Origin of the sequence: Litorilituus sediminis, from assembly GCF_004295665.1 — a bacterium.
GTDB classification, from domain to species: Bacteria; Pseudomonadota; Gammaproteobacteria; order Enterobacterales; family Alteromonadaceae; genus Colwellia; species Colwellia sediminis.
On the sequence record NZ_CP034759.1, the window covers coordinates 4,116,086 to 4,132,048 of the forward strand.

Annotated in this window: 16 protein-coding genes; 8 read left to right on the forward strand and 8 right to left on the reverse strand. The window is 40.4% G+C overall.

Going from position 1 to position 15,963, the window contains the following annotated elements; all coding sequences use genetic code 11:
• Nucleotides 1–175: 175 nt before the first annotated feature.
• Nucleotides 176–1,849 (forward strand): hypothetical protein, encoded by a 1,674-nt coding sequence (locus tag EMK97_RS18230; protein ID WP_130604196.1) that lies wholly within the window; start codon nt 176–178, stop codon nt 1,847–1,849.
• 575 nt (nt 1,850–2,424) lie between these two features.
• On the forward strand, nt 2,425–3,027 hold the full coding sequence (locus EMK97_RS18235; protein WP_211342255.1) for an FmdE family protein: 603 nt from the start codon (nt 2,425–2,427) through the stop codon (nt 3,025–3,027).
• Here EMK97_RS18235 and EMK97_RS18240 read toward each other — a convergent pair.
• The 3 genes from EMK97_RS18240 to EMK97_RS18250 are packed head-to-tail and all read right to left on the reverse strand — an operon-like array spanning nt 3,017 to nt 5,391.
• Nucleotides 3,017–3,538, reverse strand: coding sequence for a hypothetical protein (locus EMK97_RS18240; RefSeq protein ID WP_130604197.1), 522 nt, complete (start codon nt 3,536–3,538; stop codon nt 3,017–3,019). The two genes, EMK97_RS18235 and EMK97_RS18240, sit on opposite strands and share 11 nt — an antisense overlap.
• A 31-nt stretch (nt 3,539–3,569) precedes the next feature.
• On the reverse strand, nt 3,570–4,511 hold the full coding sequence (locus EMK97_RS18245; RefSeq protein WP_211342256.1) for an MBL fold metallo-hydrolase: 942 nt from the start codon (nt 4,509–4,511) through the stop codon (nt 3,570–3,572).
• Nucleotide 4,512: 1 nt separating this feature from the next.
• Nucleotides 4,513–5,391 (reverse strand): LysR family transcriptional regulator, encoded by an 879-nt coding sequence (locus tag EMK97_RS18250; protein ID WP_130604198.1) that lies wholly within the window; start codon nt 5,389–5,391, stop codon nt 4,513–4,515.
• Between the two features lie 111 nt (nt 5,392–5,502).
• Here EMK97_RS18250 and EMK97_RS18255 point away from each other — a divergent pair, with 111 nt between their 5' ends.
• From EMK97_RS18255 to nudC, 4 genes are all read left to right on the forward strand, one after another.
• Entirely contained in the window at nt 5,503–6,057 is a 555-nt protein-coding gene (locus EMK97_RS18255; protein WP_130604199.1) for a cytochrome b, read from the forward strand.
• A 45-nt stretch (nt 6,058–6,102) separates the two neighbouring features.
• On the forward strand, nt 6,103–6,678 hold the full coding sequence (locus tag EMK97_RS18260; protein WP_130604200.1) for a YceI family protein: 576 nt from the start codon (nt 6,103–6,105) through the stop codon (nt 6,676–6,678).
• A gap of 153 nt (nt 6,679–6,831) precedes the next feature.
• Nucleotides 6,832–7,173 (forward strand): winged helix-turn-helix transcriptional regulator, encoded by a 342-nt coding sequence (locus EMK97_RS18265; RefSeq protein WP_130604201.1) that lies wholly within the window; start codon nt 6,832–6,834, stop codon nt 7,171–7,173.
• The gene (gene nudC, locus EMK97_RS18270; RefSeq protein ID WP_130604202.1) at nt 7,170–8,144 is read left to right on the forward strand and encodes an NAD(+) diphosphatase; all 975 of its coding nucleotides are present in this window, start codon (nt 7,170–7,172) and stop codon (nt 8,142–8,144) included. The genes EMK97_RS18265 and nudC overlap by 4 nt, the downstream gene beginning before the upstream one ends.
• Nucleotides 8,145–8,264: 120 nt before the next feature.
• On the opposite strand, the gene EMK97_RS18275 is transcribed toward nudC, so the two are convergent.
• From EMK97_RS18275 to EMK97_RS18295, 5 genes are all read right to left on the reverse strand, one after another.
• Complete coding sequence (locus EMK97_RS18275) at nt 8,265–9,056, reverse strand: PEP-CTERM sorting domain-containing protein (RefSeq protein WP_130604203.1); 792 nt, start codon at nt 9,054–9,056, stop codon at nt 8,265–8,267.
• 316 nt (nt 9,057–9,372) lie between these two features.
• Nucleotides 9,373–10,575, reverse strand: a complete 1,203-nt coding sequence (gene pcaF / locus EMK97_RS18280) for a 3-oxoadipyl-CoA thiolase (RefSeq protein WP_130604204.1) — start codon at nt 10,573–10,575, stop codon at nt 9,373–9,375.
• 171 nt (nt 10,576–10,746) lie between these two features.
• Nucleotides 10,747–12,057: an aspartate aminotransferase family protein gene (locus EMK97_RS18285; RefSeq protein WP_170176809.1), complete on the reverse strand. Its 1,311-nt coding sequence runs from the start codon at nt 12,055–12,057 to the stop codon at nt 10,747–10,749.
• Between the two features lie 19 nt (nt 12,058–12,076).
• Nucleotides 12,077–12,703, reverse strand: a complete 627-nt coding sequence (locus EMK97_RS18290; protein ID WP_211342320.1) for a 3-oxoacid CoA-transferase subunit B — start codon at nt 12,701–12,703, stop codon at nt 12,077–12,079.
• A 44-nt stretch (nt 12,704–12,747) separates the two neighbouring features.
• Nucleotides 12,748–13,482 (reverse strand): 3-oxoacid CoA-transferase subunit A, encoded by a 735-nt coding sequence (locus EMK97_RS18295; RefSeq protein ID WP_211342257.1) that lies wholly within the window; start codon nt 13,480–13,482, stop codon nt 12,748–12,750.
• Nucleotides 13,483–13,671: 189 nt separating this feature from the next.
• Between EMK97_RS18295 and EMK97_RS18300 the strand changes: the two genes are divergently transcribed.
• Both EMK97_RS18300 and EMK97_RS18305 read left to right on the forward strand, forming a co-directional pair.
• On the forward strand, nt 13,672–14,445 hold the full coding sequence (locus EMK97_RS18300) for an IclR family transcriptional regulator domain-containing protein (protein ID WP_130604207.1): 774 nt from the start codon (nt 13,672–13,674) through the stop codon (nt 14,443–14,445).
• 97 nt (nt 14,446–14,542) lie between these two features.
• A complete protein-coding gene (locus EMK97_RS18305; protein ID WP_130604208.1) occupies nt 14,543–15,871 on the forward strand; it encodes a DNA recombination protein RmuC in 1,329 nt (442 codons plus the stop codon).
• Nucleotides 15,872–15,963 lie beyond the last annotated feature (92 nt).

Genomic DNA, 15,963 nt, shown 5'->3' on the forward strand with positions numbered 1-15,963 from the left:
ATACCCGCATTAAAAATAATGGCTCTAAATTGAATAAATTTGTTCTGTTATGGTGTTTTAGTGATATTGATTATCATTTAAAAGCTAGACAAATGCTGAAAGTGCAAATAGACACTAAAGCGGCGCAAATTGGTGAGCTGTGGTAATGCCTTACAAAATATCAGGAGATTATTAAATGTCTAACTCAAGTTCTGCCTCGAATGCGCCACAAGCAATTGATGTTGCCCAAGTCGATCCTAAGCAACTTGACGCTAATGCTGCTTGTCAGCCAAGTGGTGCAGTACACAAACGTGCGAATGCTATTTGCGATGTCAGTCAAGATGATGTTGCTGATATGATGGATGTTTATCACTACAGTGAAGAAACGCGTCAAATTATTCAAGATGAAAACTTATTACCTACGGGCTTATTGAGCCGTTTACACGCATCTTACCCGCAACATTCTGGCTTGTTAGATAAAGAAGCACATATGTTTAACGAGAAAGAGCAATATACTGGCCTTTCTGGTTTTCGTCGTGTGGTAGAAATTTTAGAAGAAAATAATATTGATATCGGTGATATTGAAGAGCGTGAATTATTCGTTGAGGTATATCGCTTTTTAGCTACCAAGCACAGTTTAAATAGTATTGATTGGACCAACTTTTATGAAGATTCAGTGTTCCAGTTAGTTATGCCGCAACCGAATATGATTAACAAGGAAACGGTGAATGCTTATTTAGGCGCTAGTTTAGAAGAAAAGAAAAAAATTGTTGCTGATTATCAAGAAAAAACCAGTCCACATGATGGTAACCAACAATTAAATAAGCCTTGGTTTGAAAATGAGCAAGGTGAAGTTGAGTTTTTAGATGGTAGCCAACACAAATATCCACAATGTCAGTTAATTTTTGATAAAACTACCCAGAATTGTTTCTCTTTCTGTACTTATTGTTTCCGTCATGCACAAGTGCGTGGTGATGAAGATATGTTCATCCAAAAAGAAATTGATCAAATTCATCGCTACTTAAAAGTGCACACTGAAGTAACCGATATGTTGATCACAGGTGGTGACGGTGGCTATATGCCAGCAAGTCGTTTTGAACAATATGTTACGCCGTTAATGGAAGACAGAGATTTATTGCATATAAAAACGGTACGTTTAGCTACACGCGCCTTAACCTTCCAACCGGAAATGGTGCTAAGTCATAAGTATGACAAGATGTTAGCCGTGTTTGATAAGCTGCATGAAAACGGTATTCAGTTAGCCTGGATGGCACATTTTTCTACACCACGTGAGCTGCTAAACCCTACCACTATTGCTGCTATTCGCCGTTTACAACGCCATGGTGTGGTAATTCGTAGCCAAAGCCCTATGATGAATCATATCAGTTTGTTTGAAAATAAAGATGGCAGTATTGATATTGATAGAAGCGCACAAAACTGGATTGATTTAGCGAATATTTTAGCGACTATGTTAATTAGTTTCCATTCTATGTACTGTGCGCGCCCAACAGGGGAGCATCACTACTTTACTGCACCTATTGCTGATGTTAGTAAAATATTTGATAAAATTTATCGTGATTTACCGTCAATTAATCGTCCTTCGCGTCACTTATCTATGACGACATCTGCCGGTAAAATTTCGATTATGGGTGAATGTGAAGTGGGTGGTGAACGTGCCTTTGCTTTAATGTTCACTGAAGGTCGTAATATGCAGTGGATGGATAAGGTGTTCCTTGCTAAATACGATGAAACTACCAATGATGTTAAGTTACTTAAGCCATTTGATACCGACAAGTTCTTCTTTGAAGATGAATTAGCCCAAATTGAGCATGATTTAGCAGCCGCATTAAGTAAGCGTTTAAAAAGTTAATTGTGAGTAAAATATAATCAGCACAATAACTTAAGGCCAGTATTGATACTGGCCTTTTTTATTTAAAATCCAAGTAGTTGATGCAGGTTTTATTCTGCGTTATGGTATACAAAAATAACAATAAAAAACTTAGGATGCTTGATCACGTAAGATCAATAATCCTTAAATGGAGGTATAACTATGCTATCTTGGATTTTTACCTTTGTAGGCCTGTTGTTGTCTTTTATATTTATGGACCTTGATTCGTCCTCATTTATAGAAGCGTTACTTTGCCCGCTTATTTTTACTACATTTTTAGTTATTCTGCTGTTTAAGTACCGAAAAGCAAATAACTCACAAAATTATGCAACCAGTGGCATAAGTAGTTTTGGCGCTAACGCTAACTCCTCTTTTGATAGTTGGAGCGTATCAAGCGATAGCTCTTCAAATGGTGAGTAACAGCAAAACCTAACTTAGTTTACCGTCAAGTTCTCTATTGATAGTAAACTTGATACTAAGCAATAAAGCAGCTTTTCGGCTGCTTTATTTGTTTCTGCCTTTTATCTAATCTTGGTTTTTATTCCCAATAAGGCAAGATGATGAAATATCCTGATTATTACACGCAAATAGAGCCCATAATTCTTAAAGATGATTTAGCAAATTTTTTAGGCGCCTTTGATCAGGGGCTTATTGAGTTTACGTTTGTTGATATTGTGAAATCGGCAGGGCATGCCTGTCCAACGGTTTTAGGCGCTTATTTAATGACGCTGCAAGGCTTAAAAGCATTGTATGGCAAAGAAGTACCAAAACGCGGCGAAATTTTAGTGAGCTTTAGTCAAAAGGAAGATGAAGGTGTAGCAGGCGTTATAGCGAATGTGGTAGGCCAAATCACCGGAGCTACAGTGAGCCGAGGCTTTAAAGGCTTAGCGGGGCAGTTTGATCGTCGCAACTTAATGTCGTTTGAGCAAAATATTGAAGGGAGTGTCTGTTTTACTCGCATAGATAACCAAGAGTCGGTAACGGTTAGCTATGATGCGAGCTCAGTGCCAGCTGATCCAGAAATGCCAGCATTGATGCAAGCATCAATTCAAGGTTTAGCCACTAAAGAGCAGCAGGTAAGGTTTACAAAACTATGGCAAAAGCGCGTTGCCGCAATTGCTGAAAATGTCGAGCACCTTGTTAAAGTAACTAGGGCATAGGCTGAAGTAACGGGTAGTTTACTGAGCAAAGCTTATCCATAAGTGATTTAACTTGCTCGCTATCTTCTATCAATAATAACCCTTCAGGGAATTGATATAAACTGGCCGTTTTAGTGTTGCCTGTTGCCAAGACAAATACTGCTTTGCCTTTATTGGTAGTGAAATGACCCGCTCGGTAGTTAGCAAACGCGGTACCGGCGACTTTATAAGATAGGCTATAGCCATGATCTTCTTTAATCACTGCCTGCTTAACACATTGGGGCTTGGTTGAAAAAGTTTTACTAAAACCACCAGCACTTACGGTGAGCTTGTCACTTTCATATTTTACTGTATTAGAAAATGTGCCATAAGCGAAATAGCCTACCACGCAAATCGCAGCAAAAACGCTTATTTGACTCACCTTGCTTGCCTTAATTTTTTTATTAAATAACAAGGCAATCAGTAGCGGTAAAATAAGCAACAATGGCCATAGGTTTGCTATGGCTAAGTGTAATTTTATGGTTGTTTCCATGCTGTGTAACTCCCTTTACCTAAGCCGCTGGCTAATGGCTATGACTTGTCGCGCTGTCGCTGTGCTTATGTGTTTGGCTTAAGCCTTTGACTAATTGTCGGGTCATTCTTTCTGTCGTGATAAAACTCCAATGCCAATCTTGATGATATTTTTCTAGCGGATTTAAAGCGACAATTTCTTCTTCGTTTTTACCTGCTTTAATTAACTTAGTGATAATGTGTTTAGCATCTTCCAACATGGTAATTGATGTTTGCAGATCGCGTAAATTGGCTAATGGGCCATGGCCAGGAATAATTTTAGTTTTATCGTTACAAAGGCTAAGAATTTTCTTTTGGGCATCAATATAGCCCTGTACGCTGCCGCCACTATTTAAGTCAATATACGGAAACATACCGTTAAACAAGGTATCGCCAGTATGAATGACATTAGCATTTTTAAAGTGGATAACGGCATCGCCATCTGTATGGGCATGGGCAACATGAAATATATGGGCATCTTCACCATTTAAGTGAAAGTTCATTTCGTGGGAAAAGGTGATAACGGGCAGGGCGGCTTTAGGCGCTTCTTGCATACCATTAGCGCCGCGAACACCTTTTTCTAACAGGTGAGTGCGTAAATTTTCATGGGCAACAATGTGCGTACCTGCTTTACCAAGTGCTTCATTATTACCAATATGATCGCCATGAACATGGGTATTAATAAGAAAGTCGACTTTTTTATCAGTAACGGTGGCGATTGCTTGCTTCATAATGTCTAGCATCGGCGGCATAGAGTCGTCGATCATTACCACACCATCTTCACCTACTGATAAACCTATATTACCACCAGTAAAACCGCCAACGCCTTGTAACATATGCAAACCGGGGGCAACTTTGGTAGTAGAGAATTTTAAGTTGGGTTTGTCGTTAGCAATACTTGCTGTTGAGCTCGCTAATAAAACAGTAAGTAATGCTAGTTTGTGCAGGGCTTGCATGTTAACTCCTTGTTATTGACGCCATAAGAAACTGATAGAAGGTTTGTATACGTACACTATGCTTTAAATCTTTGTGATAAACAAACCAAATTGATTCTTCTGCTTTAGGTAAGTCTAGATTAATGTTAACTAATTTATCATGTTGTTTTGCATGATGTTGACCAACTGGCCCTATCCCCATGCCTGAATAAACCGCTTGATGAATGTCGGGAAAAAGGTTGCTTTGAAAAACAATATTACTTTTATCTAAGTGTTGTATTAGGTGATTAATAAAAGGAATGTGATGCTTTTCTTTGCTTGGCAATACCCAAAGGTGGTTATTTAATTCGTCGAATGATTTTGGTATGCCATGCTTATCTATATAGCTTTGATGGGCATAGTAGTAAGTTTGTAATTGAGTTAACTCTTTCACGATTAAATCAACGCCATTGGGTTTAGGACCGGCCCGAAGGGAAACATGAGCGGCTCCTGTATCTAATGGCACAATATCATCGGTTGATATCAGTTTTAACCTTATTTTAGGGTACTTCTCTCTAAATGCTTTTAGTGCCGGTGTTATAACCGAAGAGTATGAGCTAACCGTAGTAATACGCAATTCACCACTGAGATTACCTTCAATATTTTGTAAGCGATTGGCAAGGCTGGCAAATTTTGCGATAACTTCAGGCATTTCATCCATCAATAAAAGGCCTGCATCGGTAAGTTTATAGCCCCGTTGGTGACGAATAAATAAGGTGACTTCTAGTTTCGCTTCTAACTGATTAACTCGCCTTAGTACCGTAGCATGATTAACGCCTAATGATTGTGCCGCTTTACTTAAGCTGCCATCTATAGCGACTTGATAGGCAATTTTATAGTCATCCCAAGATAAATCGATCATTAGTTATGGCTTAGTTGTGCGTATTTGCACAATAGTTTCTCATTTATTGATATTTTTTGCTAGGTCAATAATGGCTATCATAGCTTTAATGTTTCAGTTTGTGGTTTAGTTATGAAGATACGAAATACAGAGCAAGGCTTTGGCTGGTTAGCGATTTTGCTTCACTGGTTAATGGCGATAACTATTTTCGGCTTATTTGGATTAGGCCTGTATATGGTTGAGCTTAGTTATTATGACGCTTGGTATAAAGGCTCACTTGATTTACATAAAGGCATAGGGGCATTTCTCGCCATTATTTTTATTATCCGTCTCTTTTGGCGGGTGGTAAATATAATGCCAACAAGTGCTGTGGTAGAGCCAAGTAACTTTGAAATAAAAGCGGCCCATTATGCACATATCGCTTTATATACGTTATTAGCCTTGCTTATGTTTAGCGGTTACTTGATTTCAACTGCGGATGGCCGAGCCATTGATGTATTTGGATTATTTGCGATACCCGCTTTGCCATTTAGCATTGAAAATCAAGAAGATATATTTGGTGATATCCATTTTTATTTAGCATGGAGTTTGATTTTTTTGTCAATGGTCCATGGTTTGGCGGCGATGAAGCATCACTTTATCAACAAGAACAATACGTTAATGCGTATGTTAAAAGCAGTTGAGTAGAACATTTTAACAATTAATTATTACGATACATACAAGGAAAAATCTATGAATAAGCAATTATTGGCTGGCGGATTAATCGCATTGGCAGCATTCACTTCAACCGTAAAAGCGGCTGACTATAAAGTTGATGTAGAAGGAGCGCACGCCTTTATCGACTTTAAAATTAAACATTTAGGTTATAGCTGGTTGTTAGGGCGCTTTAATACCTTTGATGGTGATTTTTCTTATGATGCCAAATCACCTAATGATGCGAAAATTGCCCTTGAAATTGATGTAAAAAGTATCGATTCAAATCATGCCGAACGAGATAAGCACCTTAGAGGGAAAGACTTTTTAGATGTGAAATCATTCCCTAAAGCAAGCTTTGTCAGTAAAAGTATCAAGTTCAGTGATGATAAAAATGCCGTTGTCACTGGAGACTTCACTTTAAAGGGCGTAACTAAAACGATCACTTTTGATGTTGAGAAAATTGGTGAAGGTAAAGACCCATGGGGCGGTTACCGTGCAGGTTTTTCTGGCTCAACCACATTAACACTTGCTGATTACAACATTACCTATAATTTAGGGCCAGCCTCTACCTATGTTGAAATTGGTCTTCATATTGAAGGTATTCGTAAGTAAATTATTTCAAATTTCATTGATATAAGAATAAAAAGCTAAGTGCATAAATATTCGCACTTAGCTTTTTTGTTTTATCAGAAAAATTCCTGCTTGCTTAGTTTGCTACAAATAATGTAGCATGATTATCGATTTATTTTTTAGGATGAAATGATTATGTCGATACCAATGCCTGGTAAGCAGGTCAGGGGCTCAAAAACCGGTAAACCGATTATGGCGCTATTAGATTTACTTGGTAGAACTTGGGCGCTTGGTATTTTGTGGAACTTGCAACAAGGCTCGGCAACGTTTAGGCAATTACAGCAACGCTGTGAACAAATTTCTCCAACCTTACTTAATAGCCGCTTAAAAGAGCTGAAAGCGTTAAGTTTAGTGATGCTTGATGATGATGGCTATCGATTAACTGAAACAGGTGATTCACTGATGCAGTTTATTTTACCACTCGGCGAGTGGTCAAAGGATTGGGCACAGCAAGTGATTGCTAGAGGTGATGTGTGAGTTTTGCCTACAGTCAGCTACCGTTAGATAGATGTAGCAATGAGCGCAAGAGTATAACTTGGTTAAAAAATGAATTCGCCAAAGCTAGTGTCAAGATATGTGTGATTAATGATGGTCAGTGCTTGTTTGAATTAGCAGCCCTTAAGCCACTTTTTTTAACGAAAGAGCAGCTACCGAGTTTGCAATTAGCACAATGTGCTTTTTTAGGGAAAGATGAGCAAAACGCCTATTTTGCTATTGATTTAAACAAGCTACGTTTTTCTTGTCAGGAACATATTTTAACCATAGGGCAGTGGCAATCACTAAGACAAGCAACCGCAGCTATTTGTGCTTTTGATGCCACTATTTTGGCGTTAGCAAAAGGCTTAGTGCATTGGCATAAAAGTCATCAATATTGTGGCCTTTGTGGCAATATTAGCCGCGCAGTTGAAGCTGGCCATGCGCGAAAATGTACTGAATGTCGAAACTTAACCTTTCCTAGAACCGACCCTGCGGTAATTATGCTGGTAGAACGATTGTTTGCTGATGGAGTTCCTCGATGTTTGTTAGCAAGGCAAGCAAGTTGGCCAGACGGTGTTTACTCAACTTTGGCAGGTTTTGTTGACCCTGGGGAAACATTAGAGATGGCGGTAATTCGAGAGGTTGAAGAAGAAACTAATATTATTGCTAAAAACCCTGAATATGTTGCTTCACAACCTTGGCCATTTCCTGCATCCATTATGCTAGGTTTTGTTGCTGAGGCAGTTACAGAAGATATTGATACCAGCCAAGATAGCTTAGAGCAAGCCCATTGGTTTTCTAGAGAACAACTGCAGGTCTTTGAAGTAAACCGCTCTGTTATTGCCTCTGAAGGAGAGCAAAACTTACCGCAAGATAATGCCCAGCTTGGGCAATTTAAAATGAGTAGTAGTGATTCTATTTCTTCTTACTTGATTAGGGCATGGCTCAATAAGGAGATAGGTAAATATTAGTGTTGCTATTTTCTGCTAGTGAGCTCGATTAAGTTGCTATGCTTGCTGTCTATTATTTTCTAGCTGAACTATGGCTAACTATATCGCATATATAGTTAGCCTATTAATAGCTTCAGATAATTATCTAGCTTGCTTTCGATAAACAAACCCTAAACCTAATAGCATAAGTAGTAAAACTGAAGGCTCAGGAATAGTACCATTTTTAGGTGCTGTAGCAGCTCTAAGCTTGCTTGCATCTGCAAAGTTCATGGTTAGGGTATTCCATGAATCGGCTATACCGTTTGTTGCTGAAGCTCTCATTTCTGATAAAATATAAAATGACTCACCAGGGTTTATATTGAAGCTGATATTACCTTGTTTATTAACATTTGTGCCTGACAGTATGGATAGGTAATTTTCTCCGCCATTCCCCATACCACTTAAAAGCCCTGCCTCGCCAAAGCCTGTCGCAAAACCTGCGTAATAACCCCAGTGATCACCAATTAATACCCCTACAGCTGAAGATAACCTTGCATTACCAGTGACTGAACCGTGAAGATTAATATCTAGACTGATAGTTGTGCTAGTACTTCCTAGATAATCAAAGCCTTGTGAAGCAAAGGCTGTAGCAGTGTTATATAAGTCAGGTGTAGATGCCTTAGCGTAAACCTTTAATGTAGGTAAATAACCTGCACCTGTTATATCAACTAAGGCTCTTGTTTCACCATAGGTGTTTTCTTCTGCTCTAGAATAAGTACTTAAGTGACCACCATCTCTATCGTACTCAATTAAATCACAGCGATTCATACAGTCATCACCGGTTCTAGTCCAAGTATTTGCTCCCCAACCGCTGATAATACCTGCTTGACTGGTTAATGAAGTGAGTGTTAATAGTGCACCGGTTAAAGCTGGTAATAGCTTGTATTTTTTCATTTTTTCTTCCTTGTTGTAAAATTGACACGAGTTAAGCAGCTATAGTGCCAAAATTGTATACAACTTTTCAAGTGTTTGCTTTTATTTGCTTTTTTTATTTGTAGACATGACTAGGTGAGTTAGACTTAATTGGTTTTGTAAAAATTTTTGACATTATTATTGGTTTTTGTCGCTAAGTTTATAAAAAAAAACAATAACTTGAGAAGAGTGCTAAGGAGGCTTAGTGCCAGCGATTGATAGAAAATAAATGAAGGGCAATAGAGCCTTACCCTTCATTTATTTGTTAGTGATATATTCTTGAGCTTGTTATCGAAAGCTAGACTTTTTCTATCACCATAGCAATGCCTTGGCCTACGCCAATACACATGGCACAGAGGGCGTAGCGCTTGTCGGAGCGCTCAAGTTGTTTCATTGCTGAAAGTACAATGCGTGTACCACTCATGCCAAGTGGGTGGCCTAGTGCGATAGCGCCACCTTGCGGGTTGATTCGTGGGTCGTCATCTTTAAGTCCAAGCTCACGAACACTAGCAAGTGCTTGTGCTGCGAAGGCTTCGTTAAATTCGATAATATCGATATCATCTAAAGATAAGTCTAAGCGCTTTAATAGTTTCTCACTTGCTGGCGCTGGGCCAATACCCATCACGCGCGGCTCTACGCCAATAACTGCTGAGCCAAGTACCTTAGCTTTTGGTGTTAAACCATTAGCAAGGGCGGCTTCTTTCGTCGCGAGGATAACTGCAGCGGCGCCATCGTTAATACCAGACGCATTGCCTGCGGTAACTGTGCCAGGCACTCTAAAGAGGTTTTTTAATGTCGCTAGTTTATCTAGCGGCGTTAAGCGCAGGTGCTCGTCTTTGTCGAAAACAATATCGTCTTTGCGACGCTGCGGAATAATAACCGGCGTTATTTCTTCTGCTAGGAGACCATCTTCTTGGGCGGCTTTGGCTTTACATTGGCTCCAGTAAGCGAACTTATCTTGATCTTCACGGCTAATGGCAAATTTTTCGGCAACATTTTCCGCCGTCTCAGGCATAGTTTCTGTGCCATAGCGTTTATCAAGTTGTTTATTAACAAAGCGCCAGCCCATGGTGGTATCAAACATTTCTTGGCTGCGGCCAAATGCACTGTCTGCTTTTCCCATCACATAGGGCGCACGGGTCATGGCTTCCACGCCACCGGCGATAATGATGTCGCCTTCGCCTGCTTTTATGTTATTACAAGCCATGGCAATCGCATTCATGCCAGAGCCACATAGGCGGTTTATGGTAGTACCGGCAACTTCCATAGGATAATCTGCCAGTAATAGCGCCATACGGGCAATATTGCGGTTATCTTCGCCGGCTTGGTTAGCACAACCTAAAATAACATCATCCACTTGGCTAAAATCTAATGCTGGATTACGTGTTTTAAGTGCTTTTAGCGGAATGGCGGCAAGATCATCGGCGCGCACTGATGCGAGTGAGCCACCATAACGACCGATAGGGGTTCTTATGCCATCGCAAATATAGACGTCTTTCATTTTTATTTCCCTATGCAGGCTTGATTTCTTTGTTATTTGATTTCATTTCGTTGTCAAAAGTACTCATTGACACTTGTCAACTCCGTGCTTTTTCCTAGAAACCAAAACAATTAACTTTGAACTCAATACCTACATTATTATGTAACTTATTTAAAACGAGTAACTGGTTGTTTATGAGTTCATTTCTGGCTTTAGCATTTCAAAACCGTCTTTTAACGCGGCAACTAAACAATCAATTTCTTTTGTCGTCATTGCCGTTGATAGTGTTGCAGAGCAAGTGTTTATCATGATAATGCCATTATCAAATAGATGATCAAGTAGCTTAGTGATCAGTGCACTTTCTTTTTTATCAACATAAGCCTCGCGGTAATTTCTTGGCGGCTCAGGCTTAAGATGTACTCTAAACATGCTACCTGCGCCAGTAACGCAAGCGCCAATACCGACATCGGCAATGGCCTTGGTAATTTCTTCTTTGGCATAATCAGCTAATGAATTCAGCTTTTCTATCGCTGCTTGGTCAAACATTTTTAACGCGGTATAGCCTGCCGTCATGGTGACTGGGTTGGCTGAAAAAGTACCTGAGTGGGGCAGTAGCACTTTAGCCTCTGTTGGGTCGAGCACTTTCATAACCTCATCACGGCCAGCCAGTGCGCCAGCAGGGAAGCCGCCGCCGATAATTTTGCCCATGGCAGTTAAATCTGGCTCGACATCATAGTTTTGCTGCGCACCACTGTAGTTCGTTCTAAAGGTGATCACCTCATCGAACACTAATAACGATTGGTTATCACGTGTCCATTGGTGTAGCGCATTGAGAAAGTCATTACTGGCAGGAATCAAACCAACGCGATGTGGTAACAAATCTACTAAGATACAGGCAATGTCATCTTTGTGCTGATTGAGAATATTAATAGCACGCTCAGTATCATTAAAAGGGATAACGACAACATCTTCTAATGCTTTTTCAGGTGTACCAACAGCAACAGGAATGCTCGTTGGTTTATCAACATCGCCCCAGTTACTAGGGTTAGCAGTTTGACTGACTTCTGCGTAGTCGTAGGCGCCATGGTAAGCGCCTTCAACTTTGGCTATTTTAGCTTTACCAGTGTAAGCGCGCGAGGCTTTTAACATGGCCATAACCGCTTCGGTACCTGAGTTGACGAAACGGATTTTGTCAAAACTTGGCACACGATCACATAAAAGCTGTGCGTATTGCACTTCGCTTTCTGTTGCCATGGTAAAGCAGCTACCTTTATGAAGCTGAGCACTAACCGCTTCAACAATGGCAGGGTAGGCATGACCATGAATAAGGGAAGCCATGTTATTGGCAAAATCTATGCGGGTGACACCTTCTATATCAGTAACATAGCAGCCTTCACCTTGCTCAGCGTAAAAAGGGTGTGGCTTTCTAAAGATGGTATTTCGACTGACGCCACCGGGTAATACTTTCAATGCTTGTGCAAATAATTGTTCACTTTTATTCATAATTTATTCTCAACATTCATTATGCTTGGCTTATGCCATTAATAAGGGCTACACCGGTGCGCGCTTGCACGTAATCAAAAGTCACTCCTGGCGCCAGCTCTATAAGCATTAAACCGTCACTTGTGACATCAATCACGGCTAAGTCACTGTATATACGGCTAACAACTCCTTGACCTGTCAGTGGGAAGGTACATTCAGGCAAAATTTTAGCATCACCATTTTTAGTGGTGTGTTGGGTAATGATATAAATGGTTTTCACGCCTGCGACTAAATCCATAGCACCACCTACGGCAGGTATTGCATCTGCTGCGCCAGTTGACCAGTTTGCTAAGTCACCTTGCGCTGAAACTTGCATCGCGCCAAGCACACAAACATCAATGTGATTACCGCGGATCATGGCAAAGCTATCACCATGGTGAAAATAAGATGCGCCTGGGATAGCGGTTACTGGCTTTTTACCGGCATTAATTAGATCAGGGTCTAGCTGTTCTTCACTTGGCGCAGTGCCCATACCTAACAGACCATTTTCGGTGTGGTAAATGACTTCTCTGCCTTCAGGCACGTATTGGGCGACTTTTTCTGGAATTCCTATGCCTAGATTTACATAGCTGCCATCTTCAATATCTTGTGCGCAGCGCTGCGCCATTTGTTCACGGCTCCAGCCAATTGGGCTTGTGTTTGAATTTGTCACTACTTTTCTCCTTGGCTAATGGCTGGTAGGTAAACAACGCCATCTTTAACAAGTTGTGATTCTTGTTGTGGCTTGCTGACTTCGATAATGCTATTGACAAAAATGCCTGGGGTGACCACGTGCTCAGGATCTATAGCGCCTAAATCAACTAGTTCATTGACTTGTACTAAGGTATTTTTGGCAGCCATGGCCATGATAGGGGCAAAGTTACGGGCAGTTTTATTAAAGGTGAGGTTGCCGTATCTGTCTGCTTGTTTGGCTTTAATTAAGGCAAAGTCGGCTTTTAAACCACGTTCCATAACATAATCTTCGCCGTCGAAGTTACGTAACTCTTTTCCTTCAGCAAGCGGTGTGCCGACCGATGTTTTTGTATAAAAAGCGGGCACACCAGCACCACCAGCGCGAATACGCTCGGCCAGTGTGCCTTGCGGTACTAGCTCAAGCTCAATTTTGCCATTGCGATATAATTCTGGAAATACCATGGAATTAGCGGTACGCGGATAAGAACAGATCATTTTGGCTACTTGACCATTTTCAATTAATGCCGCTAAACCAACGCGACCACTGCCGGTATTATTATTGATAACGGTAAGATTTTTCGCGCCGTGATCGATAAGGGCGTGAATTAATTCAATGGGACTACCCGCTTCACCAAAGCCGCCAATCATAATGGTATCGCCATCTTTGATGTCTTTGACCGCTTGCGCGCAACTGTTTATTTGTTTATCTATCATTTGCACTACTCAGAGTTAGTAAGAAAGCACTGTGCTTTACCTTTAAAAAAACAAGTTGTGCGCAATGCGAACACTTGTTACTATGTCGAACATTAGTGTAGGGCTAGGGCAATTTGATGTCAAAAAGTGAACAAGTAAAATATGACGGCGATCAAACTTTTTTTGAAATTTATCTAGGTGAACTAAAGAATGACCAGTGAGCAGCAAATAAAGCCAACGGAAATTGTGCAATCTTTGGTGAAAGGCCTTAAGGTTATTCAAGCGTTTAATCAGCAAAGGTCGATGATGACTTTGTCGGAAGTTGCTAGCGTTACCGGTTATACTCGTGCGGCAACAAGGCGATTTTTACTAACCTTAGTTAATGAAGGCTATGCCAGACAAGAAGGTAAGCAATTTGCCTTAACGGCTAAAATACTTGATTTAGGCTTTTCTTATTTATCTACGGTAGATATTTGGCATCATGCTAAACCTATAATGGAGAGTTTAGTTGAGCAATTAAACGAGTCTTGCTCGGCTGCTGTGTTAGATGGTCAAGACGTGGTGTATGTTGCTCGGGTGGCGACCACTAAGCGTATTATGTCAATCACCTTAAATGTCGGCACGCGCTTGCCCGCAATTTCGACCTCAATGGGCAGAATGCTGCTGGCTTCTTTATCTGAAACTGCACTAGATGAATTCTTAAATAAATGTGATTTGGTTAAACACACGCAATACACCTTAGTGGATAAAGTCGAGCTAAAAGCCGATATCGCTAAAGTGCGCGAGCAAGGCTACTCTATGGTTGAGCAGGAGTTTGAATTAGGCTTAACCTCTATTTCTGTACCTGTTCACAATAGTGAAGGTGAAGTGATAGCGGCGTTAAATGTTAGCACTCATATGTCGCAAACGGCTCGTAAGCAAATTCTTGAAGTGATATTACCTGCGCTTAAGCAAGGTGTTCGTACCATAGAGCAGCTTAGGTAGTGCCTGTTTTTATTACACCTTTAATAAATTTTTGCTATTCATAGATACACTGTGTTTAAATACTGTAATAATAAACAGTGTTTAAGTGTGCCTGCTTATGGATTTATCAATTATAGAGCAACCGTTTTTCCCCATTTTAGCCATTATTTGTAGCGTTATTTTACTGCTATTAGTTATCACATTGGTTTTGGTTATACGCTTACAAAAATTAGTGCGGGCTAATGAAATTAAGAGTGCCACGCTAGTTGATGAAGCGCTTAGTCGCCACAATGCTAACTCGAAAGAGGTAATAGAGAGCACTATAAGCCAAGCGCATGAAAAGCAGCAGCTATTGCTAACCAATAGCCTAGAGCAATATATGGCTGATTTACGTATTAAGCTGTTACGTCAGTTAAGTGAGCAAAAAGATCAGTTAAATCAAAATCAAAGCCAATCGCTCGATCAAATTATTACTCATTTAAATAATACCGCCAAAGCTAATCGAGAAGAGTTAGCTAAGTCTTTAGCGCAATCAAGTGAGCAAATGACTAAACGTATCGATAGCTTAACGACAGCAACCGATAAGCGTTTACAAGAAATCAGCGGTCAGGTGGAGAAGCGCTTAGCCGAGGGCTTTGAGAAAACCACCAAAACCTTTAGTGATATTTTACAGCGCCTTGCCTTAATTGATGATGCTCAGAAAAAAATTACCGAACTGTCAACTAATGTTGTTAGCTTACAAGAAGTATTGGCAGATAAGCGCTCGCGTGGTGCTTTTGGTGAAGTACAGCTTAATGGTTTAATTCGTAACGTACTGCCAGAGCAAAGCTTTAAGCTGCAACATACGTTATCAAATGGCAAAATTGCTGACTGCGTGCTGTTCTTACCTGAGCCAACGGGTAATGTGGTTATTGACGCTAAATTTCCACTGGAGAGCTATCAACGCTTTATGGATAACGAGTTGGGAGAATTAGAGCGTAAATTGGCTTTAAGGCAATTTAAAGCCGATATTAAAAAGCATATTAATGATATTAGTGATAAGTATTTGATCGATAAAGAAACGGCAGATGGCGCGATTATGTTTATTCCTGCAGAAGCGATTTTTGCGGAAATTCATGGTCATCAGAGCGACTTAGTCGAATTTGCCAATAAAAAGCGCGTGTGGCTTGCGTCACCGACCACCTTGATGGCGATTTTAACCACGGCACGTTCAGTATTAAAAGATGAAGCCACCCGACAGCAAGTACATATTATTCAAGCCCATCTTGCGAATTTGGCCAAAGATTTTGACCGCTTTAAAGGGCGTTTTGCCAATTTAGCTAAGCATATAGATCAAGCGGCAAGTGATGTGAAGCAAATTCACACCTCAGCCAATAAAATATCAAGCCGCTTTGATAAGATTGAACAAGTTGAGCTGGCAGCAGAAGAGCTTGAGTTATTGGAATAAGACTCGCTGTTTTGCTCTAGTTGTTGTGGCTTAGTTGCTGTGGCTTAATTGTTGTGGCTTAATTGTTGTGGCTTAGTTGTTATGGTTTAGCT

Coding starts and splice junctions, on each gene's coding strand:
- EMK97_RS18295 (WP_211342257.1), bottom strand. CDS start 13,482: ATGATAGATAAACAAATAAACAGTTGCGCGCAAGCGGTCAAAGACATC.
- EMK97_RS18235 (WP_211342255.1), top strand. CDS start 2,425: ATGATGAAATATCCTGATTATTACACGCAAATAGAGCCCATAATTCTT.
- EMK97_RS18265 (WP_130604201.1), top strand. CDS start 6,832: ATGTCGATACCAATGCCTGGTAAGCAGGTCAGGGGCTCAAAAACCGGT.
- EMK97_RS18245 (WP_211342256.1), bottom strand. CDS start 4,511: ATGCAAGCCCTGCACAAACTAGCATTACTTACTGTTTTATTAGCGAGC.
- EMK97_RS18275 (WP_130604203.1), bottom strand. CDS start 9,056: ATGAAAAAATACAAGCTATTACCAGCTTTAACCGGTGCACTATTAACA.
- EMK97_RS18305 (WP_130604208.1), top strand. CDS start 14,543: ATGGATTTATCAATTATAGAGCAACCGTTTTTCCCCATTTTAGCCATT.
- EMK97_RS18240 (WP_130604197.1), bottom strand. CDS start 3,538: ATGGAAACAACCATAAAATTACACTTAGCCATAGCAAACCTATGGCCA.
- EMK97_RS18285 (WP_170176809.1), bottom strand. CDS start 12,057: ATGAATAAAAGTGAACAATTATTTGCACAAGCATTGAAAGTATTACCC.
- EMK97_RS18300 (WP_130604207.1), top strand. CDS start 13,672: ATGACCAGTGAGCAGCAAATAAAGCCAACGGAAATTGTGCAATCTTTG.
- EMK97_RS18260 (WP_130604200.1), top strand. CDS start 6,103: ATGAATAAGCAATTATTGGCTGGCGGATTAATCGCATTGGCAGCATTC.
- EMK97_RS18290 (WP_211342320.1), bottom strand. CDS start 12,703: ATGGCGCAGCGCTGCGCACAAGATATTGAAGATGGCAGCTATGTAAAT.
- pcaF (WP_130604204.1), bottom strand. CDS start 10,575: ATGAAAGACGTCTATATTTGCGATGGCATAAGAACCCCTATCGGTCGT.
- EMK97_RS18255 (WP_130604199.1), top strand. CDS start 5,503: ATGAAGATACGAAATACAGAGCAAGGCTTTGGCTGGTTAGCGATTTTG.
- EMK97_RS18250 (WP_130604198.1), bottom strand. CDS start 5,391: ATGATCGATTTATCTTGGGATGACTATAAAATTGCCTATCAAGTCGCT.
- EMK97_RS18230 (WP_130604196.1), top strand. CDS start 176: ATGTCTAACTCAAGTTCTGCCTCGAATGCGCCACAAGCAATTGATGTT.